Source organism: Nocardia sp. CA-084685 (assembly GCF_050955785.1).
In the GTDB taxonomy this organism is placed as follows: Bacteria; Actinomycetota; Actinomycetes; order Mycobacteriales; family Mycobacteriaceae; genus Nocardia.
On record NZ_CP192094.1, the window covers coordinates 8,003,093 to 8,028,077 of the forward strand.

The 24,985-nt window shown below is 66.2% G+C and carries 25 protein-coding genes and 1 pseudogene; 14 read left to right on the forward strand and 12 right to left on the reverse strand.

Annotated features, from left to right (window positions below):
* Window positions 1–15: 15 nt before the first annotated feature.
* From ACQP2U_RS35700 to ACQP2U_RS35710, 3 genes are read right to left on the reverse strand one after another with little or no spacing between them, the layout of a single operon-like run.
* Window positions 16–921 (reverse strand): carbohydrate ABC transporter permease, encoded by a 906-nt coding sequence (locus ACQP2U_RS35700; RefSeq protein ID WP_433711554.1) that lies wholly within the window; start codon window positions 919–921, stop codon window positions 16–18.
* Window positions 918–1,796 carry a carbohydrate ABC transporter permease gene (locus tag ACQP2U_RS35705; protein ID WP_433716693.1) on the reverse strand — a complete coding sequence of 293 codons (879 nt, stop codon included), beginning with the start codon at window positions 1,794–1,796 and terminating at the stop codon, window positions 918–920. Before ACQP2U_RS35705 ends, ACQP2U_RS35700 begins: the two co-directional genes overlap by 4 nt.
* A 35-nt stretch (window positions 1,797–1,831) precedes the next feature.
* Complete coding sequence (locus tag ACQP2U_RS35710; protein WP_433711555.1) at window positions 1,832–3,115, reverse strand: ABC transporter substrate-binding protein; 1,284 nt, start codon at window positions 3,113–3,115, stop codon at window positions 1,832–1,834.
* Window positions 3,116–3,318: 203 nt separating this feature from the next.
* Between ACQP2U_RS35710 and ACQP2U_RS35715 the strand changes: the two genes are divergently transcribed.
* Together ACQP2U_RS35715 and ACQP2U_RS35720 are read left to right on the forward strand one after the other, a co-directional pair.
* Window positions 3,319–5,631 (forward strand): carbon starvation CstA family protein, encoded by a 2,313-nt coding sequence (locus ACQP2U_RS35715; protein ID WP_433711556.1) that lies wholly within the window; start codon window positions 3,319–3,321, stop codon window positions 5,629–5,631.
* A complete protein-coding gene (locus ACQP2U_RS35720) occupies window positions 5,544–5,876 on the forward strand; it encodes a YbdD/YjiX family protein (RefSeq protein ID WP_433711557.1) in 333 nt (110 codons plus the stop codon). Before ACQP2U_RS35715 ends, ACQP2U_RS35720 begins: the two co-directional genes overlap by 88 nt.
* Window positions 5,877–6,055: 179 nt before the next feature.
* Here the strand turns inward: ACQP2U_RS35720 and ACQP2U_RS35725 are convergent, their stop codons facing one another.
* The 4 genes from ACQP2U_RS35725 to ACQP2U_RS35740 all read right to left on the reverse strand — a co-directional run bounded on the left by ACQP2U_RS35725 (window position 6,056) and on the right by ACQP2U_RS35740 (window position 12,920).
* Window positions 6,056–6,574: a methylated-DNA--[protein]-cysteine S-methyltransferase gene (locus ACQP2U_RS35725; protein ID WP_433711558.1), complete on the reverse strand. Its 519-nt coding sequence runs from the start codon at window positions 6,572–6,574 to the stop codon at window positions 6,056–6,058.
* Entirely contained in the window at window positions 6,571–8,178 is a 1,608-nt protein-coding gene (locus tag ACQP2U_RS35730) for a DNA-3-methyladenine glycosylase 2 family protein (RefSeq protein WP_433716694.1), read from the reverse strand. The genes ACQP2U_RS35725 and ACQP2U_RS35730 overlap by 4 nt, the downstream gene beginning before the upstream one ends.
* 76 nt (window positions 8,179–8,254) lie before the next feature.
* Window positions 8,255–11,500, reverse strand: a complete 3,246-nt coding sequence (locus tag ACQP2U_RS35735; RefSeq protein ID WP_433711559.1) for an AAA family ATPase — start codon at window positions 11,498–11,500, stop codon at window positions 8,255–8,257.
* A 247-nt stretch (window positions 11,501–11,747) separates the two neighbouring features.
* The gene (locus tag ACQP2U_RS35740) at window positions 11,748–12,920 is read right to left on the reverse strand and encodes an exonuclease SbcCD subunit D (RefSeq protein ID WP_433711561.1); all 1,173 of its coding nucleotides are present in this window, start codon (window positions 12,918–12,920) and stop codon (window positions 11,748–11,750) included.
* A gap of 490 nt (window positions 12,921–13,410) precedes the next feature.
* Between ACQP2U_RS35740 and ACQP2U_RS35745 the strand changes: the two genes are divergently transcribed.
* Window positions 13,411–14,568, forward strand: a complete 1,158-nt coding sequence (locus ACQP2U_RS35745) for a DNA recombination protein RmuC (protein ID WP_433711562.1) — start codon at window positions 13,411–13,413, stop codon at window positions 14,566–14,568.
* A 56-nt stretch (window positions 14,569–14,624) separates the two neighbouring features.
* A complete protein-coding gene (locus ACQP2U_RS35750; RefSeq protein WP_433711563.1) occupies window positions 14,625–15,566 on the forward strand; it encodes a DUF6542 domain-containing protein in 942 nt (313 codons plus the stop codon).
* 23 nt (window positions 15,567–15,589) lie between these two features.
* Here ACQP2U_RS35750 and ACQP2U_RS35755 read toward each other — a convergent pair whose 3' ends face one another.
* Window positions 15,590–16,600: a 4-hydroxy-3-methylbut-2-enyl diphosphate reductase gene (locus ACQP2U_RS35755; protein ID WP_433711564.1), complete on the reverse strand. Its 1,011-nt coding sequence runs from the start codon at window positions 16,598–16,600 to the stop codon at window positions 15,590–15,592.
* Window positions 16,601–16,816: 216 nt separating this feature from the next.
* Between ACQP2U_RS35755 and ACQP2U_RS35760 the strand changes: the two genes are divergently transcribed.
* The 5 genes from ACQP2U_RS35760 to ACQP2U_RS35780 all read left to right on the forward strand — a co-directional run bounded on the left by ACQP2U_RS35760 (window position 16,817) and on the right by ACQP2U_RS35780 (window position 19,767).
* Window positions 16,817–17,437: a lipid droplet-associated protein gene (locus ACQP2U_RS35760; protein ID WP_433711565.1), complete on the forward strand. Its 621-nt coding sequence runs from the start codon at window positions 16,817–16,819 to the stop codon at window positions 17,435–17,437.
* A gap of 95 nt (window positions 17,438–17,532) precedes the next feature.
* Window positions 17,533–18,765 carry an exodeoxyribonuclease VII large subunit gene (gene xseA, locus ACQP2U_RS35765; protein WP_433716695.1) on the forward strand — a complete coding sequence of 411 codons (1,233 nt, stop codon included), beginning with the start codon at window positions 17,533–17,535 and terminating at the stop codon, window positions 18,763–18,765.
* 2 nt (window positions 18,766–18,767) lie between these two features.
* On the forward strand, window positions 18,768–19,010 hold the full coding sequence (locus tag ACQP2U_RS35770) for an exodeoxyribonuclease VII small subunit (protein ID WP_397036973.1): 243 nt from the start codon (window positions 18,768–18,770) through the stop codon (window positions 19,008–19,010).
* Window positions 19,011–19,077: 67 nt separating this feature from the next.
* The gene (locus ACQP2U_RS35775) at window positions 19,078–19,377 is read left to right on the forward strand and encodes a type II toxin-antitoxin system Phd/YefM family antitoxin (protein WP_433711566.1); all 300 of its coding nucleotides are present in this window, start codon (window positions 19,078–19,080) and stop codon (window positions 19,375–19,377) included.
* Window positions 19,378–19,569: 192 nt separating this feature from the next.
* Window positions 19,570–19,767 (forward strand): hypothetical protein, encoded by a 198-nt coding sequence (locus ACQP2U_RS35780; RefSeq protein ID WP_433711568.1) that lies wholly within the window; start codon window positions 19,570–19,572, stop codon window positions 19,765–19,767.
* Here the strand turns inward: ACQP2U_RS35780 and ACQP2U_RS35785 are convergent, their stop codons facing one another.
* Complete coding sequence (locus ACQP2U_RS35785; RefSeq protein WP_433711569.1) at window positions 19,768–20,334, reverse strand: DUF4245 domain-containing protein; 567 nt, start codon at window positions 20,332–20,334, stop codon at window positions 19,768–19,770.
* Window positions 20,335–20,468: 134 nt separating this feature from the next.
* On the opposite strand from ACQP2U_RS35785, the gene glpX reads away from it, so the two are divergent.
* Both glpX and ACQP2U_RS35795 read left to right on the forward strand, forming a co-directional pair.
* Window positions 20,469–21,512 carry a class II fructose-bisphosphatase gene (gene glpX, locus ACQP2U_RS35790; RefSeq protein ID WP_397036978.1) on the forward strand — a complete coding sequence of 348 codons (1,044 nt, stop codon included), beginning with the start codon at window positions 20,469–20,471 and terminating at the stop codon, window positions 21,510–21,512.
* Window positions 21,513–21,632: 120 nt separating this feature from the next.
* The gene (locus ACQP2U_RS35795; RefSeq protein WP_433711570.1) at window positions 21,633–22,196 is read left to right on the forward strand and encodes a YbhB/YbcL family Raf kinase inhibitor-like protein; all 564 of its coding nucleotides are present in this window, start codon (window positions 21,633–21,635) and stop codon (window positions 22,194–22,196) included.
* On the opposite strand, the pseudogene ACQP2U_RS35800 reads toward ACQP2U_RS35795, so the two are convergent.
* From ACQP2U_RS35800 to ACQP2U_RS35810, 3 genes and pseudogenes are all read right to left on the reverse strand, one after another.
* Window positions 22,181–22,498 (reverse strand): annotated as a pseudogene (locus ACQP2U_RS35800) (DoxX family protein); the annotation flags it as partial. The gene ACQP2U_RS35795 and the pseudogene ACQP2U_RS35800 overlap by 16 nt on opposite strands.
* Window positions 22,499–22,712: 214 nt before the next feature.
* Complete coding sequence (locus tag ACQP2U_RS35805; protein WP_433711572.1) at window positions 22,713–22,919, reverse strand: DUF397 domain-containing protein; 207 nt, start codon at window positions 22,917–22,919, stop codon at window positions 22,713–22,715.
* The gene (locus ACQP2U_RS35810; RefSeq protein ID WP_433711573.1) at window positions 22,909–23,808 is read right to left on the reverse strand and encodes a helix-turn-helix domain-containing protein; all 900 of its coding nucleotides are present in this window, start codon (window positions 23,806–23,808) and stop codon (window positions 22,909–22,911) included. Before ACQP2U_RS35810 ends, ACQP2U_RS35805 begins: the two co-directional genes overlap by 11 nt.
* A 241-nt stretch (window positions 23,809–24,049) precedes the next feature.
* On the opposite strand from ACQP2U_RS35810, the gene ACQP2U_RS35815 reads away from it, so the two are divergent.
* Genes ACQP2U_RS35815 through ACQP2U_RS35825 form a run of 3 tightly spaced genes read left to right on the forward strand, consistent with a single transcriptional unit; the run spans window position 24,050 to window position 24,763 of the window.
* A complete protein-coding gene (locus ACQP2U_RS35815; protein WP_397036985.1) occupies window positions 24,050–24,244 on the forward strand; it encodes a hypothetical protein in 195 nt (64 codons plus the stop codon).
* On the forward strand, window positions 24,241–24,567 hold the full coding sequence (locus ACQP2U_RS35820; protein ID WP_433711575.1) for a hypothetical protein: 327 nt from the start codon (window positions 24,241–24,243) through the stop codon (window positions 24,565–24,567). Before ACQP2U_RS35815 ends, ACQP2U_RS35820 begins: the two co-directional genes overlap by 4 nt.
* Window positions 24,560–24,763: a hypothetical protein gene (locus ACQP2U_RS35825; protein WP_433711577.1), complete on the forward strand. Its 204-nt coding sequence runs from the start codon at window positions 24,560–24,562 to the stop codon at window positions 24,761–24,763. The genes ACQP2U_RS35820 and ACQP2U_RS35825 overlap by 8 nt, the downstream gene beginning before the upstream one ends.
* Window positions 24,764–24,985: the final 222 nt, after the last annotated feature.

Here is a 24,985-nt window from a genome sequence, read left to right on the forward strand (position 1 = left end):
CCATCAGGGCGGCCGTCAACGCCCACCCAGGCCCGATGCCGCGATGCCACGCACGAAGGCCCGCTGCGCGATTGCGTAGACCACGACCAGCGGCAGCAGAATGACCGTGGCCGCAGCCATGAGAATCGGCCATTGCGTGTGGTACTGACCTTGCAGCCGCACCAAACCCAAGGTGGCGGTGGCGATGTCGTTGCGTTGGATCATGATCAACGGCCACAGGAAGTCGTTCCACACGGTGATCCAGGTCAGCACTCCGAGCACCATGAGCCCAGGACGGGTGTGCGGCAACAAGACTCGCCAGAACACCTGCCAGGTAGTGCACCCGTCGACGATCGCCGCTTCCTCGAGCTCGGCGGGCAACGTTCGGAAGAACTGGCGCATCAGATAGGTGCCGAACGCGCTGCCGAACAGGCCGGGAACAATCATCGCCCACGGCGTGTCCACCCAACCGAAGGCGCGCATGATCAAGAATTGTGGGATCACCGTAACCGTCAAAGGCACCATCAGCGTGCCGAGGTAGGCGAGGAAAAGTACGTCGCGTCCACGAAAGCGCAAGCGCGCGAACGCGTATCCGGCCAGCGCGCAGAAGAATACCTGCCCCGCCGTGACACATAGCGCGTACCACGCGGTGTTGAGCAACATCCGCCCGAGCGGCAGCAGGTCGAAAACCTTCCCATAGTTGGACCACTGTGGATGCGCGGGAACCAGTGTCGGTTCGGTGATCTCGCCATCGCGCTTCAATGAACCCGACAATGCCCAGAGGATCGGAAACAGCGCACACCAGCCGACACCAACAAGCGCCAGGTAGATCAGGACGCCGCGCACCGTCCGGCACAGAATGGCCCGCTCCACCCGGCTGGCACCGCGCGCCCGCACACCGATCCGCACCGGAAGCGACCGAACCATCTCGTACGCATTCACAACTCGACCTCCGACCGGCGCGCGAACCACAGCTGCAGGAGCGTCAGCACCAGCAGGATCGCGAAGATCACCCAGGCCAGCGCCGCCGCGTAGCCGACCTCGTAAAACCCGAAGGCATTCTGGAACAACATGATTCCGAGGAGGTAGGTCCCGGTCTCCGGCCCGCCATTAGCGCCGGTCAAGGCATAGGCCTGGTCGAAGGCCTGCACCGAGTTGATGATGGTGATGACGAAAACAAAAGACAGCGGCCCACGAATCAACGGCAGCGTCACCGACCAGAACCGCCGCATCGCCCCTGCGCCATCAATGCGCGCGGCCTCATACAGCGTCTCGGGCACGCCCTGCATAGCGGCCAGCAGAATAACCGTCGCGAACGGCACGCTCTTCCATACGGTCACGATGCTCAGCGAGACCAGCGCCCAATCCGGGTCGGTCAACCACGGCACCGGATCGATGCCGACCCAGCCGAGCATGATGTTGAGCAGACCGTCGTCGGTGGTGAAAATGAAGCGCCACACCACGGCCATGGCCACGGTCGAGGCAACCAGTGGCAGGAACGCGATGGTTCGAAAGATGCCGATACCGGCCAGTTTTCGATTGAGCACGGCGGCAACGGCCAGCCCGATCACGACCGTCGGCACCAGCGTCAACATGGTGAACACGGTGGTATTGCGTAATGCGATGAGGAACAACGGATCCGATGCGAACAACCGCCGATAGTTGGCCACCCCCACGAACCGTGGTGCGCTGAACAGGTCCCATGAGTACAGACTCAGATACAGAGAAACGCCGAGTGGGAATAGCAGAAACACCAGCACCGCAAGCAGATTCGGTGCCACGAACATCCAGCCCGCCCGCTCACGCCGCCGCGCCAGCCGCGCTTGTGTGTGCACCCGACTACGAGTCGGTTTCATGAGGATTCCAGCAGGGTATTGATGTCAGCAGTCAGAGACGCACTCTCGGACGCGGCAGTGGCAGCTCCGCGCAGCACGCGGTTGCCACCCCGTTCGAGCAGCGCGGAAATCTTGCCCCACACCGGGGTAACCGGCAATGCTCGTGAATTCTCCGGCCCCTCCGTGAATACCTGAAGGTTGCGTATCTCGCGATGCGCATCCGCGAATCCCGCAGAGCCCATCGCGGATTTCAGCACCGGTACGAAAAGTCCGGAGGACGCGATAATGGCCTGCCCCACCGGACCGGTCGCGAATTTGACGAACTCCCAAGCCTGCTCGATGCGTGGACTATCGGCTGCGATCGACAGCCCGGTACTCCCCACATCGGTGATCGCCCCCGCCCCACCATGCGGACCGACCGGCAGCACTGTCACATCAATCGGCAAATCATCCTGTCCGGCGAACTCCGAATACAGCCAATGCCCACCCATCGCCATCGCCGCCCGTCCGCGACGGAACAGATCGGGAGCCGAAACCGACTGCTGGTCCGCGACTTTCGGTGCAACCCGGTGGCGAATCGCGAGATCGGCATAGAACTGGAACCCCTCGACGAACCGTGGATCACCGAGATCGGTCCTGATCGGATCCACCGATGGCGAAAACCACTGCGCCCCATTGTTCATACCGAAGCAGGCGGCCGAGAAGTACGGCACCCAGGCATCGGCGAACCCCCACTGCCGGTTTGACTCGCGCCGCGTGAGTGCCCCTGCCGCATCGAGGAATTCGGCGAAGGACCAGGCATCGCGCCACCGAGTCGGCGCGGTGACTCCGGCCTCGGCGAAAAGCTTCCGGTTGTAGTACAGAAATACCCCGGACCACTGTTCCGGCAACGCATATTGCCCGCCGCCATAGGTGAAGGTGTCATAGAGCGCCGGATAACTGTCGGCACGCAGTGCGGCAGCGTATTCGGGCTCCCGATCGAGCAGCGTGCGCAGATCCAGCAGCACCCCGCGCTCGGCGAGTCCGGCATATAGCAACTCCCACGCCATCATGACGTCGGGACATTTGCCGCCGGCGCAGTAGGTGAGCATCTGCTGCAACGGATCCGGTCCGGACATGATCGTGCGAATCTGGATGTCGGGATGCCGCCGCTGGAATTCGTCGATGATCTTCAGCCGGACCCGGGCCTCCTCCGGCCTGGCCTGGAAGAAAAACGTCAGCGCGTCGTCATCGGATGCGCAGCCGGTGGTGCCGAGCAGCGGCGCGGCCAGCACCGAACCGAGCAGCGTGCGCCTGCGCAACGAGGCCCTCCTCCAGGCGGGTGTGGAGCTTGGCGGAATCGCATGGCAGCATACGTTCGGCAACACCGAGGTGATGGCCGACACACGAACAAAACTTAACGTTGTCCAAAGCCGATCGGAAACGAGCCCGATCGACCTCACCAATCGGATACGTTGTCAGATGTTTGAGCAGGATCCTGCGCGTTTTTCAGGAGAGTAAGCGGATGGCGACAATCGAATATTTGCGGACGGATCCCGATCTGCCGCCCGTCGGGGTGGTCGATCACGCCCCCATCACGCCACGTAAGAAGGCGATTTTCGGGGCGATCGCGGTCATCGGGGCGATAGCCTGGGCGATCCTCGCCATCTCACGCGGTGAGAACGTCAACGCGGTGTGGATCGTGATCGCGGCGGTCTGTACCTATGTCACCGCCTACCAGTTCTACGCCAGGCTGATCGAATACCGGATCGCCAAGCCGCGCGACGATGTGGCCACGCCTGCGGAGGAATTGGAGAACGGCAAGGACTACATGCCGATGGATCGGCGGGTGCTCTTCGGGCATCACTTCGCCGCCATCGCGGGTGCCGGTCCACTGGTCGGACCGGTGCTGGCCGCGCAGATGGGTTATCTGCCAGGCACCATCTGGATCATCGTCGGCGTTGTCCTCGCCGGCGCGGTGCAGGACTACCTGGTGCTGTGGGCATCGTCGAAGCGCCGTGGACGCAGCCTCGGGCAGATGGCCCGCGACGAACTCGGCCCAATCGGCGGTGTCGCCGCGATCGTCGCCGTGCTGGTGATCATGATGATCCTGCTCGCTGTGCTCGGCATCGTGGTCGTGCAGGCGCTGGCCGCGGTCAAGGGTCCGGACGGCGCGCTGCACGGCGGCAGCCCGTGGGGTGTGTTCTCCATCGGCATGACCATTCCGATCGCCCTGTTCATGGGCCTGTACCTGCGCTTCGTGCGACCGGGTCGGGTCGGCGAGGTATCGATCGTCGGCTTCGCACTGCTGCTGTTCGTGATCATCTCCGGCCGTTGGGTTTCCGAATCCGGTTGGGGTCGTGACCTGTTCACGCTGTCCGGCACGACCATCGCCTGGCTGCTGATCGTCTACGGTTTCATCGCCTCGGTACTGCCGGTGTGGCTGCTGCTCGCACCGCGCGATTACCTGTCGACGTTCATGAAGATCGGCACCATCGGTCTGCTCGCGCTCGGCATCGTGTTCACCATGCCGGTGCTGAAAGCTCCTGCGGTCTCGCAGTTCGCGCACAACAGCAACGGTCCGTCCTTCGCGGGCAGCCTGTTCCCGTTCCTGTTCATCACCATCGCCTGTGGCGCGCTGTCCGGATTCCACGCCCTGGTCTCCTCCGGCACCACGCCCAAACTGCTGGAGAAGCAGTCGCATGCGCGCATGATCGGCTACGGCGGCATGCTGATGGAGTCGTTCGTCGCGATCATGGCGATGATCACCGCGAGCATCATCGACCAGCACCTGTACTTCGCCATGAACGCGGGCGCCGGTCTCACCGGCGGTACCGCCGAGAAGGCCGCCGCCTACACCAATACCCTTGGCCTGAGCGGTGATCCGGTCACCGCGGGCGAGCTGACCCAGACCGCCAAGGATGTCGGAGAGACCAGCATCATCTCGCGCACCGGTGGCGCGCCGACGCTGGCGGTCGGCATGTCCCAGGTGATGTCCGGATTCCTCGGCGGCTCTGGGATGAAGGCGTTCTGGTACCACTTCGCGATCATGTTCGAGGCGCTGTTCATCCTCACCACCATCGACGCCGGTACCCGCGTCGCGCGCTTCATGCTCTCGGACTCGCTCGGCAACCTTGGTGGCCCGGCGAAGAAGTTCAAAGATCCGTCGTGGCGGCCGGGCGCATGGGTGTGCTCGGCCATCGTGGTGGCGGCCTGGGGTTCGGTGCTGCTGATGGGTGTCACCGATCCGCTCGGCGGCATCTACACGCTCTACCCGCTGTTCGGCATCTCCAACCAGCTGCTGGCCGCGATCGCACTCACCGTCGTGCTGACCATTCTGATCAAGAAGGGCCTGGTGAAGTGGGCGTGGATTCCCGCGCTGCCGCTGATCTGGGATCTGATCGTGACGATGACGGCCTCTTGGCAGAAGATCTTCTCCGCCGATCCGAAGATCGGCTACTGGAAGCAGCACGATAACTACAGTGCCGCCCGCAATGCCGGAAAGTTGTTGGCCCCGGCCAAGACTGCCGACGATATGGACAAGGTCGTGCGCAATACGTTCATCCAGGGCACGTTGTCGATCATCTTCGCGGTGTTGGTGCTGGTCGTCGCGGTGGTCGGTGTGGTGGTCTGCTTCCGTGCCTGGCGGGCGGGCGGCGGACCGAGCAGCGAAACGCCGGACGAACCGTCAAAGATCTTCGCACCGCGCGGCTTCATCGCCACCGCCGAAGAGAAGGCGGTGCAGAAGGAATGGGATGCCCTGATCGAATCGGGACAGGTCCGGGCCCCGGGCGCCGCACATGCCAAGGGCGCCACGGCGGAAACACCCGCACATTGACCGCAGCAGCTCAGCCCGATGACGGCCGGTCACCTCGACCGGCCGTCATTAGGCGTCTGCGGCTGGCCGCAAGGCTTCGCGCGTTCGTTTCATGGTTCGATGCGGTGCTGGGCGGGCAGGATTACCAGCGCTATGTGGACCATCTGCAGCGCAGTCACCCCGGTTGTGAGATTCCGTCGGAGCGCGAGTACTGGCGGCGACGCCATGCGGACGCGGATACCAATCCGCAGAATCGCTGCTGTTGAACGGGAGCGCATTCGCGCCCGGGTAACCGTGGCGACCATCGATGCCGTGCTGGCCCATCTGCCGCGCGGTCGTCGCCCGCGGGCGGCGTACGCGGCGGCGTGGGGCCACTGGATATGCGACAGGTCATGCGATGTCGAAGGGTTCGGCGGCGCTGCGTAGTGAGCGTTCCAGCGCAGGACTATTCGATGGTCAACTGGGCTGCGCCGCGCTCGTGATCCAACAGCCAACGCTTCACCGACAGTCCCCAGCGGAACCCGCCGAGCGCTCCCCCGATACGCAGGACCCGGTGACACGGCACGAAAAGCGCCGCGGCATTGCGGGCGCAGGCATTGGCGGCGGCGCGAGTCGCGTCGGGGCGGCCGGAGATGGCGGCGTATTCGGTGTAGGTGACCGGATCGCCCGCCGGAATCTTGCGCAGCACTTCCCATGCGTGCATGAGGAATTCGCCGGAGTGCTGACGCACCTCGATCGCGTCGATCGCGGCCAGTTCACCGCGATGGTAGGCGGTGATCGCGCGGGTGACCTCGCCGAGGTCAGCACGTCCGCGTAGCTCGCTGGGCCGCAGCCGCGGGTGGACCAGCTGCCGCAAATTCTCGGCGTCCGCGGTCCAGCCGGCCGCGAGTACGGCACCATCGGCGTCGACCAGTGCCGTGAATGGGCCGATCGGAGTGTCGGTGGTCGCGAAATCGGTTGTCACGCTCGGGTCTTCGCTTTCATCGGGGACGCCTTCGGTGGTGCGGCTTTGCGACCAGCGAGCGCGGCCTTCCACAGGTGCATGGACAGATACGAACGCCACGGCGCCCACCGCGCGGTATCGGTGAGATCGACGCCGAGGAGGGTGGCGCCTTGGCGGACAACGAGATCGGTGTCGAGCAGAACATCCGGATCGGCGAGCAGTCGCATGGTCACATAGTCGGCGGTCCACGGTCCGACACCTTCCAGCGCCAGCAGGTCACGGCGGAGGTCGCTGGCGGTGCGGCCCTGGTGCAGCACCAGATCGCCGGAGGCAAGAGCCGAGGCCGCGCCGATAATCGAGCGAGTCCGTCGCGACGGACCGGTTAATACCTCGGCTCCGCGTTCGGCGATCGCGGCCGGACTCGGGAACAGACGTGCGACCGGTCCGTCGATCGGCTCACCGAGCGCCTCGACCAGTCGAGCGGTGTGGGTCGCGGCGGCCGATACCGAAATCTGCTGACCGATCATGGTGCGCAGCAATAACTCCGGGCCATCGAGGCAACCGGGCACCCGGATACCGGGAGTGAACGGCGGATGGACTCGAGTACGACGAGCGGCCGCACCGACATTCAAGGGATGCTCGGCCGGTGCCGCACCGGCGTCCGGGAGATCTCGCCCGGAGGTCTCGATAACGTCGGTATCAGCGGGCACCACGCCCAGTGCCTCATCGATACCGATCGGGTCCGCGTCCAGGTCCAGCAGGTGCCGCAACCGTGCGACGGTCGGTGCGAGGTCACGCATATCGTGCAGGGATAGTTCGGCGCGCACGTGGTCGGGCTGGAAACTCAGCCGCGTCGTCGCATGTCCGTGCGGGGTGCGCAGGCTCCGGGTGTAGGCGCGGTCCTCCCATAGCTCCATACCCGACACGACGTGCGAAGAGAGGAACCACTCGAGCCAACCGCGGTCCAACGGCTCGCGGAAAGGCAGCCGCAGCGTCAGCGAGCCATTGGTGGCGGGCACCAAGTGGCTGCCGGAGCGGGTCACCCGCTGCGCCTCGGTGCGCATCGTGGTCGGACTGACGGCGAATACCTCGCGGACGGTGTCGTTGAACTGGCGGATGCTGGCGAATCCGGCCGCGAAGGCGATATCGGACATCGGCATATTCGTGGTCTGGATCAGCAGCCGCGCGGTGTGCGCGCGATGGGCCCTGGCCAGCGCCAACGGACCGGCCCCCAGTTCGGTGCTGAGCACCCGGGTCAGCTGGCGCTGCGAATAGCCGAGGGTGGCGGCCAGTGCGGGGACGCCGCCGCGCTCGATGACGCCGTCGCCGATCAGTCGCATCGCCCGTGCGGCCAGATCGGCGCGGGTATTCCACAGCGGCGACCCGGGCGCGGCATCAGGCAGGCAGCGGCGGCAGGCCCGGTATCCGGCCTGCTGCGCGGCGGCGGCCGTCGGCAGGAATGTGACATTCGATGGCTTCGGCGTGATCGCCGGACATGAGGGGCGGCAATAGATTCCGGTAGTTCGCACCGCGGTGAAGAACTGGCCGTCGAATCGGGAGTCCCGGGTCGACACCGCCCGATAGCAGCGTTCGAAATCCAAAGCCGTGATCGTCACCCAATCCACAATGGCAGCAACCCGCACCGAGTGCTAGCGGAAATCCGCCATTACCGCTACGGTACGCGACCGTCCGCACGTGTGCTCAAGCGACGGTGGTGCGGAGTTGAGAGCCCGCTCGCCCGCGGATAACGTGCAGGCGGCTCGGAATGCGCTGGCGCATTTCGTCGACGTGGCTGACCACGCCGACCACCCGACCGCCCGCACGGAGCTCGTCGAGGACCCCCATGACCGCGTCGAGGGTATCGGCATCGAGCCCGCCGAATCCCTCGTCGATGAAGATGGTGTCGAGCACTATTCCGCCGGATTCGGCTGCCACGGTGTCGGCTAGGCCGAGGGCCAATGACAGGGCGGCCATGAAGGATTCGCCGCCGGAAAGGGTTTTGGCGGGGCGGACGGCGCCGGTGTAGTCGTCGCGGATATCCAGGCCGAGACCGCCACGACGGCCGCGTGGGCCAGCCTTGTCGGAGTGCACGAATTCGTAGCGACCGCCCGACATTCGGCGCAGGCGAACCGAACCAGCCAATGCCACCTCTTCCAGCCGGGCGGCGAGTACATAGGAGCGCAACGACATTCGCCGATTGTTCTCACCTCGACCAGCAACGACCTCGGCAAGCGCGGCAAGTTCCTCATGGGCACGCTGCACCGGGGCGATCCGGTCGACGGCGGCCCAGAGCTGACCACCCAAATCCTCCAGCAGGTTCACCCGCCGAGTGGCCTCCGCATGCGCGGCGACCGCGGCATTCAGCTGGGTCTGCGCGGCGGCCACGGCGGACTCCAGCTCCCCGAGATCACCGGGCTCGGTCGAGGCGGCGGCCTGGATCTCCGGCTCGGCCAGCACCGCCTCGGCATGCGCACGAGCCCGATCGGCGGCGACTAGCTCCGCTTCGATCTCGCTCTGCCGCTGCGCGGTTCGCGAGGCAGCGGTGACCACCTGCGCGTATGCCTTCAACAAAGCCAAGTCATCGCGCGGCTGCGCGTCGGCTGCGCCCGTTGCGGCTTCCGGATGGTCGACGCTCGTCTCGGCCGAATCGGCGAGCGCACCAGCGCCAACACTATCGATGACCGCATCACTGCTGGCCGCGCTCTCCGGGGCGGCACCCCGCGAAGCATCCGGACCAGCCGCCGGACCGGTCGCGACAGAGTTCTCGGCCTGCTCGATGACGAAACCTGCTGCCAGCGCGAGGCTTTCGACGCGGTCGGCGATCACGGTGACCTGCTCTGCTGCCACCAACTCTTCGTTGCGGGCGTCGCGGAGGGCGGTAGCGTCGCCGATCAGGGTGTCCAGGCGGGTGCGGCGGCGCTCGATTGTTTCGTCGGCACCCGCGGCGGTACGCAGGCGTTCGGTGAGTTCGGTGAGGCGCGCGGCGGCGGCGGCGATGCGGGCGGTGACGGTGCTGCGGCGGGTATCGGATTCGCGGAGTTCGTCGTGCAGGCGCGATTCATCGGCGCGCAGGCGGGACAGTTCGGCGGTGAGGCTGTCGGAGAGGGAGGCGAGTTCGGACGCGTCTTCGTAGCGGTCGGTTGCGGCGCGCAGGGCGGCGGCCAATTCGACGCGGTCGGCATCGCCGCCGCGGGCGATGAGCGCGTCGATTTCGCGTTCCAGCTCGGTGATTCGGGCCAGCACCCGGTCACGGGCGTCCTCGGCCGCGCGCTCCGCGGTGGCCGCCGCATCTTCGGCGTCCTTGGATACCGCGCTGGTCGCGGCGCGTGCCGGTGCCGGATGGTCGGCGGAACCGCAGACCGTGCACGGCTGCCCCTCGGTCAGCTGACCGGCGAGTTCGGCGGCCATCCCGGCCAGCCTGCGCTCGCGCAGGTCGAGCACGCGTTCCTTGGCGTCGAGATGGGCGGCGCGGGCCGACTCCCATTCGATCCGTGCGTGATCGAGAGTTGTTCTGCGATTGGCGAGTTCGACGGCCGCCATCGCCGCGGTCTGCAGGCGTTCACATTCGGCGGTCAAGGTCGGCAATTCGGCCGCGGCCGCGGTGGTTTCGCGTAGCCGGGCTTCGATTGCGGCAATCGAATCGGGCAGTTGCTGACGCATCCGGGTCAGTTTGTCCACGCGGCCGGTAAGGGCGGTGTCCTCCTCGCGCAGCGTGGCCAGTTCGGAGGTGAGCTTGGTCGCGGTGGTCGCATCGGCGCTCACCTCGTCGAGCGCGCCGATTTGGGCGCTCCACCGTCTAATTGCCGCATCGACGTCCGCGTCGGCACCTACGGTCGACGTACCGTCCGGCCCGCGCTCAACCGTGATCAGCTCATTGCCCGCGACATCCGCACCAGCGGGTTCGACAAGCAGTGCGACCAATCGCGTCGCGATGCGGTGGGTTTCCTCCGATTTGCGCCTGGCGTGCATTACCGCGGCGCGCGCCTCATCGATGGCCTCGGCGACCGGTGCGGCACGGCGGGCCGATTCGAGTTCGGCCTGCAGGTCAGCGCGGTGGCCGGCGGCGGCCGCGTATTCGTCGAGCCGAGCACGGGCCGCGGTCATGCGGCGGCGCAGTTCGTGCAGGCGCCGTTGCTCCTCGGCACAGGAGCTGATGCGCGCCGATTCCTGTTGGCACCGTTGGGCATCCGCCGCGGTCGTGTTGAGTGCTTCGCGCGCGGTCGCGAGCAGATCTTGCGACCAGCCGACCGCCTCGAGTGGCCCGACGGCTTCGGCCGCCGTCTCCCCCGCTGCCACCGCGACCTGGGCGATCAACCGATCGATGCCCTGCTTGCGCGACTCCACCTCAGCTGCCGAGGCGCGACGTTTGTCGGCCAACCACTGCTCGGCACTACCGAAACGCTCTGTGTCGAAAAGTCTCTCGAGAAGCTTTTCGCGCTCCTCGTTCTCCGCACGCAGGAATCGCGCGAAATCACCCTGGGGCAGCAGCACGACTTGGAAGAACTGGTCCGCGCTCATACCGAGCAGCCGGATGATTTCGTCGCCGATATCGGTCAGTCGAGCGAGGTTCGCGCCGCGGCCGTCCAGCCATTCCAGCGTAGCGGCGGCATTCTCCTTGACCCAACCGCTTTTGGCCCGTTTGCTCGGCCGCTGGAATTCCGGCGAGCGCGTCAACCGCACGCGTCGACCACCCAGCGTCGCCTCCAGCACCACCCGTGGCGGAGTCTGCTCGTCGGCATGATCGGAATGCAGCCGCTTACTCTCGCCCCGTGCGCCCGGCACACTGCCGTACAACGCGAAGGCGATCGCATCCAGCACCGTCGTCTTTCCGGCCCCGGTCTGCCCGTGCAGCAGGAACAGCCCGTCCGCCCCGAGCGCGTCGAAGTCGACAACCGTTGTCTCGGCGAACGGGCCGAACGCGGTCATCTCCAGCCGGTGCAGCCTCATTCAGCACCGCCGGCGAGTGCAATCGACGTAGCGGGCCGCACCGGTAAACGTCTTACGCCAAGGTCGGCCTCGTCGGTCCCAATCAGTGCGCAGCCTCGCGCAAGCCCTCTGCCGGAATCTACGCTCGAGGCAAAACTGTTGCGATAACCGGGACCACGAAGGGCCTTCGGCATGCCCGCCACGGATTCGCCGTAGCAATATCCACTGGTGACCGGACTGAGCGGGGCACACGTCGACCGAGGGCGGATCACGCGGAGAGTTCCCCGGCCAGAGTGTCCAGCACCCGTTCCGGTTCGGCGACCGCGGCCGCGAGCGCCCGTTCCAACCAGGCCATTTCACCCGGTGTGGGTTCCCCGCGGACATCGGTGAGAAAGCTCTGCGCTACTTCGGTATCGCGGCGGCCGTGCACGCGCTCACGGTAGCGCAATTCCGGGTTGCCTTCCGGGCGCGACCATTCCACGTGCACCGCATGCGGGAAGCGTTCGCGCAGTTTGCGCATGGCGTCGACAGGGCGAGCGTAATCGGTGAGCGTCGCCGAGACATAGTGCGCCTCAGCGTCGAAATAGGCTGCGTCACTGAGTAATTCGTCGAGAGTGCCGGTTAGACGACTTAAACCGCGCACGAGCGGGAGGTCGCGGCGCCGCACCGAATGCAGGCCGGTAGCGTCCAGATCGACGAGCCATACCGCCTTCCGGTGCGAGGTCTCGGCGAACGAATACGGCAGCGGCGAGCCGGAATAGCGCACCGATGCCGAGAGCGTCTGCGGCGAATGCAGATGCCCCAGCGCCACATAGTCGATGCCATCGAATGCCGAGAGCGGCACGGTCTCCACACCGCCGACCGAAATCGAACGTTCGGATCCGGTCGCCTCGCCGCCCACTACGAAGGCGTGGGCGAGCACCACGGTGCGGACACCGGGACGCGCGGCGATATCGGCACGGATCCGGCTCATCGCCGCGTCCAGAATCTCCGCGTGCGAACGCGCTTGTGGCACACCGAGTTCGGCGCGGGTGATCTCCGGCTCCAGATACGGGATGCCGTAACAGGCGATCGCACCGTGCTCGTCGGACAACAGCACCGGCTGATCGGCGGCAGCGACCGTGGTGCGCAGATGCAGCCCGCCCGCCGCCGCGAAACTCGCACCCGCACCGAGCCGCGTCGGTGAATCGTGATTGCCGGAGGTCGCGACGATCTGCGCACCAGCCGCGCGGATGGCTTCGAATCCCTGGATACACACCGCGATCGCGTCAGCGCTCGGAATCGATCGGTCGTACACATCCCCAGGCAATAGGACGACGTCAACGGATTCCACGGTCACCAATTCGGCAATGGCCGCGAGCGCGGCGGCCTGATCGGCGAGCAGATCGACCCCATGGAATGTGCGCCCGATGTGCCAGTCCGAGGTGTGCAGCATCCGCATGTCGCGAAACCGTAGGCGATCGCACCGACACACTCAATAATTTGGCCGCGCGGGCGCGGCGGGTTCGCGGCCCCCTGGTGTCTCGCGTCCGAGCCGTCGAGACTCGCGCCTTCGGCGCATGCGCTTCGACGGCTCGGACGCGAGACGGGCCGCGAACGGCCGCTCGTAATCTCGCTCCGTTGGGGCTGGGGATGGCGGGGGCGTTCAGCACCTGACGCACGCGACCCCGAAGGCCAAGCGCCGCGCCCGCGAACGCAACCGCCACGACGGCTCCCCCGCGAGACCAGCCGCGAACACCTCGCTCGCAAAACACAGTTCCGTGGCGGTCAGTGATGCAGGATGTTCGACCGATCTCATCGTTTGCTGCAGGCCGCTTGGCGATCAGGTTCCCAGTACGAATCCACTGCTCCCAACTCATTCATCCTTGCGCTGCTGCCCAATTGCTCATGGGTTTCGAACTTGTCGGTGCCATGCGGCACTATCTTGCGCTATGACCGCGCCGATGCTCGTCGCACTGATGCTGGTGTTCGCCGCCGGGGTAGGGCTAGGCTGGCTCGGGCATGCCGCGCGCGCCGGGCAGCGCGCGACGGCCGCGGAGGCGAGACTAGCCGCCGCCACCGATAACGAGCGGCTACTGCGGCAATCGCTCACCGCGGCGAATGAGGATGCGGCGCGCCGACATTCGCATGCCATCGGCGCGATGGTCGATCCGCTGCGGGAGGCCGTCGGTGCGCTGAACCAGCACATCCAGCAGGTCGAACATCACCGCATCAATGCCTATTCGAGCCTGCGCGAACAGGTCGCGGGAATGCAGCGCACATCACATCAGCTCACCAGCCAGACCAGTCAGCTGGTGGCCGCACTGCGCGCACCGCAGGTGCGTGGGCGCTGGGGCGAGATCCAGCTGGAGCGTGTGGTGGAGCTGGCGGGTATGACCCGGCACTGCGATTTCGACACCCAGGTGAGCCGGGCCGCGCGCAGCGACGGCACGACCGAACGCACCGGCATGGTGCGTCCGGACCTCGTGGTCAATCTCGCGGGCGGCAGGCAGATCGTGGTGGACGCGAAGGTGCCGTTCACCGCCTATCTCGATGCCACCATGGCCGATGACCCGGACGAGCGCGCCGAACTGCTCGGCCGCCACGCCAAACATCTGCGTGCCCATATCGATCAGCTGGCCGATAAGGGCTATTGGCTGGCCTTCGATCCGGCGCCGGAGTTCGTGGTGCTGTTCGTACCCGGCGATCCGTTCCTCGATGCCGCGCTGACCACCGATTCCGGCCTGCTCGAGTACGCATTCGGCCGCAACGTGATCCTCGCTACTCCGACAACTTTGATCGCGTTGCTGCGCACGGTCGCCTTCGGCTGGCGGCAGGAGGCACTGTCCCGCGATATGGCAACTGTTCAGCAATTGGGTCGCGAACTCTACAACCGGCTCGGCATGACCGGACGACATCTGGACCGCCTCGGCGCGCAACTCGGTAAGGCCGTAGACGCTTTCAACTACACGGTCGCCTCGGTGGAGTCGCGGGTGATGGTCACCGCGCGCAAACTGCACGATCTTGAAATAGCCGAACAGGAAGTGCCCGCAATCCATCGGGTCGATTCATTGCCGCGAGCGGTCGGCTTCGCCGACGCCGGCGATTAGCCCTGCGACGGCCGTGCCGTAACACCGGCGAGCGCGGCGGCGGTTAGTGTCATGGTGTGGCTGCTTCCCAACGTGTGCGAACCCGGGTGCCCGCGCCGCATCGTTCGATCCTGCCCTCGGTGCCGGGTATTCCGGCCGGGGCGGCGGTTCTGATCGCGGTGGCGTGCACTTTTTTGGGGTTCCTGATCGATGCCCACGGCGAGAATGACGAGCTGACCGGGACGTTCAACACGTTGTACGTCCTGGGCTGCGTCGCGGCTGTGCTCGCCGTTCGCTTTCGCGGACTCTTCACGACGATGGTGCTACCACCGCTGTTGCTGTTCGTCACGGTGCCGCTGGCTTATCAGCAGCTGCTCGGCCATGCCTCGACCGGCCTCAAGGACATTCTGCTGAATCTGGCGATCCCGCTGGTGAATCGCTTCCCGATCATGGCGCTGGCGACCGTGCTGGTGCTGGCTATCGCCGCCGGGCGGATCCTGCTACACAGGCGCGAAGAAGCCGCGGGACGTGCCGACGAATCGCGTCGCGGCACCAGCTGGGGGCGCAGCGCTGCAACCAAACGCCCCAGGTCCGAGCGCACCGGCGCCGGTGCGCTCGTCGATGCCGCGCGCCGCCGCACCCGCCGCGCCGAGGTCGATACCTCCGACCTCGATACCGATCTGCATCTACCGCGCCCGAGTCGGCGCAGGAATTCGGAAGTGGCAGACACCCCGCCGCGCGTCGGCAGCTCCGCAAAGAGCGCCCGGGGCGACGAACGCCGCGAGCGCCGATCGAGCACCCGCGCCGCCCGCCCAGCCACGGCAGCGGCCCGAAGCGAGGCCGAACCCACCCGAGCCGCACGACCGGCAGCGGCAGCCCCTCGGGCCGATGCCGACGCGAACCGGGCGGCAGCGGGCAGGCGGCGCGGCGAAGCCCCACCGCCCCATCCGCAGCCCAATGTCCGCTACCGCGAACGTGATTCGAGCCGCACCGAGCGCCGTCGTCCGGAAAATCTCTAGCCGGACGCCATCCTCGGCGCAGCTCAGCGACGCGACGTCCGCAACTCCCTCGGCAGTGCGAACACCAACGTCTCGTTGGCCGTGGTCACCGGCTGCACTTCACCGAAACCGTGCTCTGCCAACATATCCAGCACACCGCGCACCAGAATCTCGGGCACGGACGCACCGGAGGTGATGCCGACCGTGCGCACACCTGTCAGCCATGCCGGGTCGACTTCTCGGGCATAGTCCACCAGGTGGGCGGCCTTCGCGCCCGCGTTGAGCGCGACCTCGACCAGGCGCACCGAGTTCGACGAGTTGCGCGAGCCGACCACGATCACCAGATCGCATTCCGGCGCCATCGCCTTGACCGCGACCTGACGGTTCTGGGTGGCGTAGCAGATATCGTCGCTCGGCGGATCCTGCAGTCCAGGGAAACGCTGCCGCAGCCGCTGCACCGTCTCCATGGTCTCGTCGACGCTGAGCGTTGTCTGGGAGAGCCAAATCACCTTGGACTCGTCGCGCACGGTGACCTGATCGACCGCATCCGGACCGTCGACGAGCTGCACGTGCTCGGGGGCCTCCCCCGCGGTGCCCTCGACCTCCTCGTGCCCTTCGTGACCGATCAGCAGAATGTCGTAGTCGTCGCGGGCGAAGCGCTTGGCTTCCTGATGCACCTTGGTCACCAGCGGGCAGGTCGCATCGATCGTGCGCAGGTTACGGGCGGCCGCCGACTCGTGCACCGCGGGTGAGACACCGTGTGCGGAGAACACGACCAGCGCCCCCTCGGGCACCTGGTCGGTCTCATCGACGAAGATCACACCCTGCTCACGCAGTGTCTCCACCACGTGGCGGTTGTGCACGATCTCCTTGCGCACGTAGATCGGCGCGCCGTGCTTCTCGAGCGCCTTCTCCACCGTCTCGACCGCACGGTCCACACCCGCGCAGTAGCCGCGCGGTTCGGCTAGCAGCACGCGCTTACCACCGTCGGCATCGGCGGATCCGAAACCGGCCGAGCGGGCGATTCCGACGTTCAAAGGGATGGCCGAAGACATGCCCCTCAGCTTACGTGCGGCCCGAGGGATAGTAGGTGGCCGGTCAGGTTGTTCTCGACACACTCGCACCATGCGAAAAAGGCCGGATGATGCAGAACCCCCGGCGCGCGCGGTCAGGCCGGGGCAGACAGCACGCAGCGCACCGCGCGCCAATTAGATTCCGTGTCTGTGACACCAGTGCTTTGCATAGCATCCCGTATCGGGCAGGCTAGGAGCATGTTTCGACCACCGTTCCTGGCCCGGGTCGCCGCCGGCGCCGCCGTATACGCCATCGAAGAAACCCGACGGCTACCAACTGCCGCAATGAATTTCCCGATCAGTGCGATCAGCCAGGTGCTGCAGACCACCATGCACGTCCAGCAGTTCGTGACCAGCCTCGCGCTCAAGGGCGACGGCGTATTCGACCGTCTCACGAACACCCCGGTCGAGCAGCCCGACTGGGCCACTTTCGACGAGGACACCGAGCCGGAGTTCACCACTCCCGCCCACACCAGCCGTTTCGACCTGTACGCCGAGGATGAACCGACCGACTTCGCCGCCGACGCCGCTCGCGCCGGTGAGACCAACGGTCACGCCGTACCGGCGCAGCCCATCGCCGTGCCGGAAAACGAGGTTTCCGAGGCGCCCGAACAACAGCCCGAGCCCGAGATCGTCGAGCCCGAGGTGGCCATCCGCTACGACTACGCCAATATGACCCTGGCCCAGCTGCGCGCCCGCCTGCGCATGCTGACCGTCGAGGATCTGAACGCGCTGCTCGAATACGAACAGCGGACGCGCGCCAGAGCGCCGTTCGTGACCATGCTGACGAACCGGATCGCCACCGTGCGGGCCCAGTGACCGAACCCGCCGCGTCTTCGTCGACGGTTGGCCGGGAATCCGCCGGCCAACCCGAGCGAGCGGCTCCGGCCAACTCCGCCGAACACCCGTGGCCGGTGCGTTCGGTCGCCATCAAAGTCGCGCAGTGGATCGATCGGCTGGGCAGCATCTGGGTGGAGGGGCAGATCACCCAGATCAATCTGCGTCCCGGCACCAGCACCGCATTCCTGGTGTTGCGCGATACCGCCGCCGATATGTCGCTGTCGGTGACCTGTCATCCGGATCTCATCCGCCGCTCCGCCGTACCGCTGCAGGAGGGCAGCCGGGTTGTGGTCTACGGCAAGCTGGCGTTCTTCACCGGGCGCGGCACGATTTCGTTGCGCGCCATGGAGATTCGCCCGGTCGGCATCGGCGAACTACTGGCCCGCATCGAACGGTTGAAGGCATTGCTCGCCGCCGAGGGACTCTTCGATCCCCGGCTGAAGCGGCCGGTCCCTTTCCTGCCCAAGACAATCGGCCTGATCACCGGTCGCGCCAGCGCCGCCGAGCGCGATGTGCTGACCGTTGCCCGAAACCGCTGGCCCGCAGTGCGTTTCGAAATCCGCAATACCGCGGTGCAGGGTCCGACCGCGGTGGCGCAGATGGTGCAGGCGCTGACCGGACTCGATCGCGATCCGGCCGTCGAGGTCATCGTGCTGGCCCGCGGCGGTGGCAGCGTCGAAGATCTGCTGCCCTTCTCGGATGAGACGCTGTGCCGCGCGATCGTCGCCGCGACCACACCGGTCGTCAGCGCGATCGGACACGAACCCGATAATCCGCTGTGCGATCTGGTCGCCGACCTGCGCGCCGCCACCCCCACCGATGCCGCCAAGCGCATCGTGCCCGATGCGGCCGCCGAACTAGCCGGGGTCCACGATATGCGCGCCCGCGCCGCCGCCGCACTACGCGGCTGGGTCGACCGGGAGACCAGGGCATTGGCCCAGCTGCGTTCCCGACCGGTGTTGGCCGATCCGCTGCGCGAACTCGACCGCCGCGACGACGAAATCGAACGCCTGCGCACCGCCGCCCGCCGCACCGCCGAACATCTGATCAGCACCGAAACCACCGCAACCCGGCACCTGCGCGAAAAACTCACCGCGGTGGGCCCGGCCGCGACGCTGGCCCGTGGCTACGCTGTCGTGCAGCGCGTCAGCGGTAAGGAGCGGCATGTGGTCCGCTCGATCGAGGACGCGCCCGCGGGCAGTCAGCTGCGGATCCGGGTCGCCGACGGCGCCATTTCCGCCGCCGCGCTGGGCACCCAGGCGTTGGGTACCCAAGCCTTGGGCAAGACCGACACAGGGAGGAACTGACCTTGGCCGACCCCGGCAAGGACGACGAGTTGGCCGAGATCTCCACCTTCGGCTACGAACGCGCCCGCGACGAACTGGTCAACGTCGTCAAAATGCTCGAACAGGGCGGCCTCGACCTGGACGAATCCCTCACGCTGTGGGAGCGCGGCGAAGCCCTGGCCGCCCGCTGCGAGCAACATTTGGCAGGTGCGCGTCAGCGGGTCGAGAACGCGCTCTCGCGCACCGACCTCGAAAGCGATGAATGACCATCCGCCGCCACCGCTGAGCAGGCGGCACGGACAACTACGACATTTTTGTCGCACACTGAGACTCATGACCGCCATCCCCCTTCGTGAACTCTCGCACCACACAGCTCGGTGCCTGGCATTGGTCAAAGCGGGCGAAACGATCGACATCACCGAGCGCGGCACCATCATCGGCCGGATCGTCCCGGTAGATCCGGGGCGGGACGTCCGTGCGCGGTTGATAATCGAGCGGCGCATGCGTCCAGCCACCGGGGGCCGTGCGGATCTGCTTGCCGGGGTGCGCCGACGACTGCGACAGGCGCCGATCGACGCGGAGGGCAGTGCGAGCGCTGCACTGCAGTCCCTGCGCGATGACGAGCGCCACTAATGATTTACCTGGACACCAGCGCTCTCGTGAAGCTGGTCCATCTCGGTCGGAGTCGGTGGCACTCGCAAGCTGGCTCGATGATCGCCCCGACGAGCACTGGGTCACGTCGTCCCTGATCGAAGTCGAGCTGGTGCGCGCGGTACGAATCGCCGGGCCGGCGGACCTTATTCACATACCGGCTGTCCTCACCCCGTGGACAGACTCGAAATGGATGGGATTGTGCGGGCGAATGCCGCCGCGATCACACCCGCGACAGTCCGAAGCCTCGATGCGCTGCACCTGGCTACCGCACTAGGATTGGCCGCCGATCTGAGCGCGTTCGTCACCTATGACAAGAGACTCGGGGCGGCGGCCGAGGCGGCCGATTTGACGTGGGTAGCGCCGCTCTGACTACCGCGCGAGCGGTTGGGCGGAGGCGATGGCAGCGGCCAGGGTGGTGAAGGCGGCGTGGTTGCCCGCGCCGGTGATGAGTACTCGGGACTGACCGAGGTCCGCGATCCACGCTGTCTCGGAGCCCTGCTCGGCGTAGACGACCCACTTCTGGTCGCCGACCTGCTCGGTGCCGGTGCCGTAGCGGGAACCGAGTACGAAGCGCGACAGCGCCTCTTCGGTCGCGCTGCTCTGGCTCATCCGCATATAGGTGCCCTGCGGTGTGATGTATCCGACAGTGCTGACCGGTCCGCCGCCGCGGCTTGTGATCGTGTCGCGGCTACCGGAGTTCGGCGTCCAGTGTTCGGGCAGGCTCGGATTGCGGATCGGGAAGGGCATCGTCTTCGCGTCGTTGGCGAGTGCGGCCGTCACATCGAAGTGCGGAATCTGGCCCTCGGTCGGCCCCTTCGCGGCGAAACTGCACTGGCTGGCGAGCCCGGCGAAGACCACGGCGATCAGCACCAACGGGATCAGTGACCAGAACAGATCCCGGTAGTCGTTCAGAATGCGGGGCTTTTGGTACGACACGCTCCCAGTATCCACGCCCAGTTCGGCACGCTCGTCCACAGGTGGTCCGAGATCTGGAACGGTAGTACCTGATCGGGAACGGTCACGCTTCTGAGAGAATCAGCGGTAGCAACGACCGTAGGAGGCACACCGTAATGACGGCATCTTCGCCCGCACCCAGCCGCCGCGAGGCACCGGACCGCAACCTCGCGCTCGAACTGGTCCGGGTCACCGAGGCCGGTGCGATGGCCGCGGGCCGCTGGGTCGGCCGTGGTGATAAGGAAGGTGGCGACGGTGCGGCCGTCGACGCCATGCGGCAGCTGGTCAGCTCCGTTTCCATGCGCGGCATCGTGGTCATCGGTGAGGGCGAGAAGGATGAAGCGCCCATGCTCTACAACGGTGAGCTGGTCGGCGACGGTACCGGTCCCGAGGTCGACTTCGCGGTCGACCCGATCGACGGCACCACCCTGATGTCGAAGGGTTCGCCGGGCGCCATCGCGGTGCTCGCGGTCGCCGAGCGCGGCGCGATGTTCGACCCGTCGGCGGTGTTCTACATGCACAAGATCGCGGTCGGCCCCGATGCGGCGGGCGTGATCGATATCTCCGCCCCGATCGGCGAGAACATCAGCCGGGTGGCCAAGGCCAAGAGCCTGTCGAAGTCCGATCTCACCGTCTGCATCCTGGACCGGCCGCGCCACGCCGAACTGATCCAGCAGGTCCGCGACGCGGGCGCCCGCATCCGCCTGATCTCCGATGGTGACGTCGCGGGTGCGATCGCCTGCGCCCGCCCCGACTCCGGCACCGATATCCTGGTCGGCATCGGCGGCACGCCCGAGGGCATCATCGCCGCCGCCGCCATGCGCTGTATGGGCGGCGAACTTCAGGGCATGCTCGCCCCGAAGGACGATGAGGAACGCCAGAAGGCCATCGACGCGGGCCACGACCTCGGCCGCATCCTCACCACCAACGACCTGGTCGCCGGCGACAATGTCTTCTTCTGCGCCACCGGCGTCACCGATGGCGACCTGCTGCGCGGCGTCCGCTACTTCCCCGGCGGCGCCTCCACCGAGTCCATCGTCATGCGCTCCAAGTCCGGCACCGTGCGCATGATCGATGCCTACCACCGGCTCACCAAGCTGCGCGAATACTCCTCGGTCGATTTCGTCGGCGACGAGGATGCGGTGCCGCCGCTGCCCTGACCTTCTCGTCGGCATCGAGCCCGGTCCGTTTCGGATCGGGCTCGACGCATTTTCCGCGCTGTGCACGATCAGTGATGACACCGGTAAGCTCCGGAATCCCCTACAGACCAAGGAGTTCCGATGGCGATCCTCGGGAAGCTGTTGAAGAATCGGCGCGCCGGAGACCATGGTCTCACCTGGCATCTGCCGAACCTCGCGGCGGAGGCGACCTTCGAGGTCAACAGCCCGGATTTCACCCATGAGTCGCCACTACCCGAGGTGCACGCGTCCAAGCGGATCGGCGGCCGAGACGTATCCCCCGCGCTGGCGTGGACCGCACCCGACGGTGCGGCCCAACTGCTGCTGGTCGTCGAAGATCCGGACGCACCAACAGGATTGCCATTCGTGCATTGCGTAGCCCTGTTGGAACCGACGCTCACTGAACTGCCCCGGGACGCGCTGCGCGCCGATGATCCCGCACCGGGCGTCAGCATCCTGCGCTCCGGCTTCGGCCACGGCTACCGAGGTCCGGCCCCGATCAAGGGCCACGGACCGCACCGCTACGCCTTCCAACTCTTCGCCCTGACCGAGCCGATCACCACAGTCGGTGGCAAGCCCGCAGCGAAGGCGAAACCACGCGAGGTCTTCTCCGTCGCACAGGCAGTAGCCCGTGGCCGGATCGATGGATTCTACGAACGGCCGTGAACGAGTAGTTTGTCCACGCGGCGGTCCCGAGGTCGCAGCGTCCAGGAGGCGATCGTCAACGTGGTCAATCCGAGCAACGCGATTACCTCGCCTCGCTCGTAACCAGTCGTCAAGTGGGAAGCGATGGCCCCGGTGTATACGAAGAACACCCCCGCGTACGCCCACCCCTTGCAGAGGCCCATGCGCGGCGCGAGCAGTGTCGCCGCGCCCAATATCTTCCAAATGCCCAGTAGGAGAAGGAAATACGTGGGATAGCCAAGGTCCACGACAACGTCGCGAATGAACTGGATGCGCGCGATATCCCAGACCCCGCCGACTCAAAGCTCCGCCGCGACCACCCGATCACCACCCGAGCGACCCCCGGCAGCGCCCCACCCAAGTCGCCGATCCAATGAACACACTCACGACGCCCCCGCCAACACCCACGGATCAAGATCAGGTGGCACTGAGGGCGGGGCTTCTCGGCCGATGCCGCCGCCAGTTCCACCTGATCTTGATCGCTGGTGTGGGGGTGGGTTAGGGGTGGTTGAGTTGGCCGTTGGTTAGGCCAGTGGTGAATGTGGTCCACTCGGCGGGGGTGAAGGCCAGGGCGGGGCCGGTCGGATTCTTCGAGTCACGCACCCCGACCAAGCCTCCATCAAGGAACGCGACCTCCACACACTGACCATTGGATGCGCTGTAGCTGCTCTTGAACCAGCGTGCCCCGGACAGGTCAACGGTCACCGTACTTCTCCTTCGCTACCTGTCGGAGCAGGTCTCGCGTGTTCTTCTCATCGAGCGCTACCCGTCGGATAGTGTCAGCCATTTCAGTGTATCGCCGCACCAGCTCAGGCTTCTCGAGGTACAGGTCGCTACTCATACCACCGTCGAGGTAGACCACGGGCGGCTCGATCGGCTGGCCCTTACTGTCGGTGCCGAAATCGAGGATCACGAACGAGCTGTGCAGAATGCCACGCGTGAATCCCGCTGCGTAGGGATGTATTCGGAGGCTGACGTTATCGAGCTTGCTGATCTCAGCAAGCTGCCGCAGTTGCGCCGCCATCACCCGCGGGCCCCCGACGATTCGATGCAGAGCGGATTCGTCGAGCAGTATCTCGAGCGCGAGTGGGGTGGCTTTCCGAGTGACAACTACCTGGCGGCGCAGGCGCACCTCGACCCGGCGCTCGATTTCATCGCGGGTGCCGTCGTAAAGGAAGGAACCGATCAGCGCACGAGCGTAATCGGCGGTTTGCAAAAGACCAGGGACCTGCACCTCATACGACGTCAGCCTGCGCGCCGACCGCTCCATACCGACGTACATGTTGAATGCGTCGGAGAACAATCCGCCGAGCGAGGTGACCCCGTCCTCATCCTTGGCCGCGGCAGCACGCGAGGCGAGGTCTACGGCTTGCTTCGTCTCATCGCCATCCACCTCGTACAGCGAACACAGCTCGCGCACATCCTGTCGCCGTGGGTTGACGGTGCGCCCAGTTTCCAGCCGCTGTAAACCGTTGTAGCTCAGTTGAACCGCTCTGGCGGCGTCCTGAATCGCTAAGCCTTGCCCCTCGCGCTTCTCGCGTAGAAAACGACCCAGCTGTCGACGCAGCAGTGTCGGTGATTCGTCTCCAGGCATCCGGTCCGCCCCTCAAAAGTGAACGTACTTGCGCTCGATTTCCGAACATCGTTGTACCGCAAGTCCGCACCGCATCCACGGGCTTTCAACTGATTGATCCGAACATTCGGTTCTGCCCAGTGTGGGTGCGCGTCCGGTGGTGTGCTGTATACGCGCCCGGTGAGAACTCTCTTCCCTCGTCAGGAGTTGTTTTCGGGGCACCGGGCGCACCTACAACCGTCGATGATCCGGGAGGTCGCAGATGCCGAGCCGTGAGCTGCCACAGCGTGACCCGTTCGTCGGGCCGCCAACCACCTACAGCGGCGCACCGGCCGATGTGGTCGAACTGTTCGCCGATGCCGTCCGCGAATGGGCGCAGATCACGCCCACCGAGTCGTCCCGGTGCCGGGGTGTCGAGTCCCCCGGCATCGGGCGCGCCAACGGAGAGGTCGCGTGATGCGCCGAGACACGTTGCGCACCACCCGAACCCGAGACGGCCGCAAGGTCGCGGTCTGGCAGCTGGTCCACAGTTCCGCTCGCATCCTGCGCGTGCAGTTCCCGCACGAATCGTTCACCGCACATCGGCTGCCCTCGCGCACGCTGCTTCCGGACGCGCAGCCGGGAACTATCGTATTCGACGCCTACTCCGACCTCGCCGACGCACGCGAGCTGCTTCCCACTCACGACGACCTCTGGGACGCGCTGCGCGATGACTACTGGGCCGCCCTGTTGTGCGGAATCGACTGCCCAAACCCATCGGGGCACAGCACAAATGACTGAGACCCCGCCCCAACGCAAGGACACCGACCCTACCGTGCGCGCACTGCTCACCGCGTTCCATCAAGACACCCGGCACAAACTCGAACTGGCACCGGTGGATACCCGCCCGCTGTGTCAGCGCGCGGACGGTTCCGAGTGTGAGGTGGGCGAAGACGGCTGGCCCACCGAGTACGACAACCCGGGTGTCGGTGAGTGACCACGTTGCGTTTTACCGACGCCGCGCCCGCACGGTCCGTATATGGCCTCACATACCTTTCGCCCAGCTCGCACACCGACGCACCGCACGAAACGCCGTGCCCCGAACACGAAGGAGTGCGGGAAACCCGGCAGTGTGCGGGGTCTGCGGTATTCCGGCGACGGGTGTGCGAATCGCCTCAGGCGTGGCAGCCCCATGGCGTGCGTCCGCGGCATAGGGTCG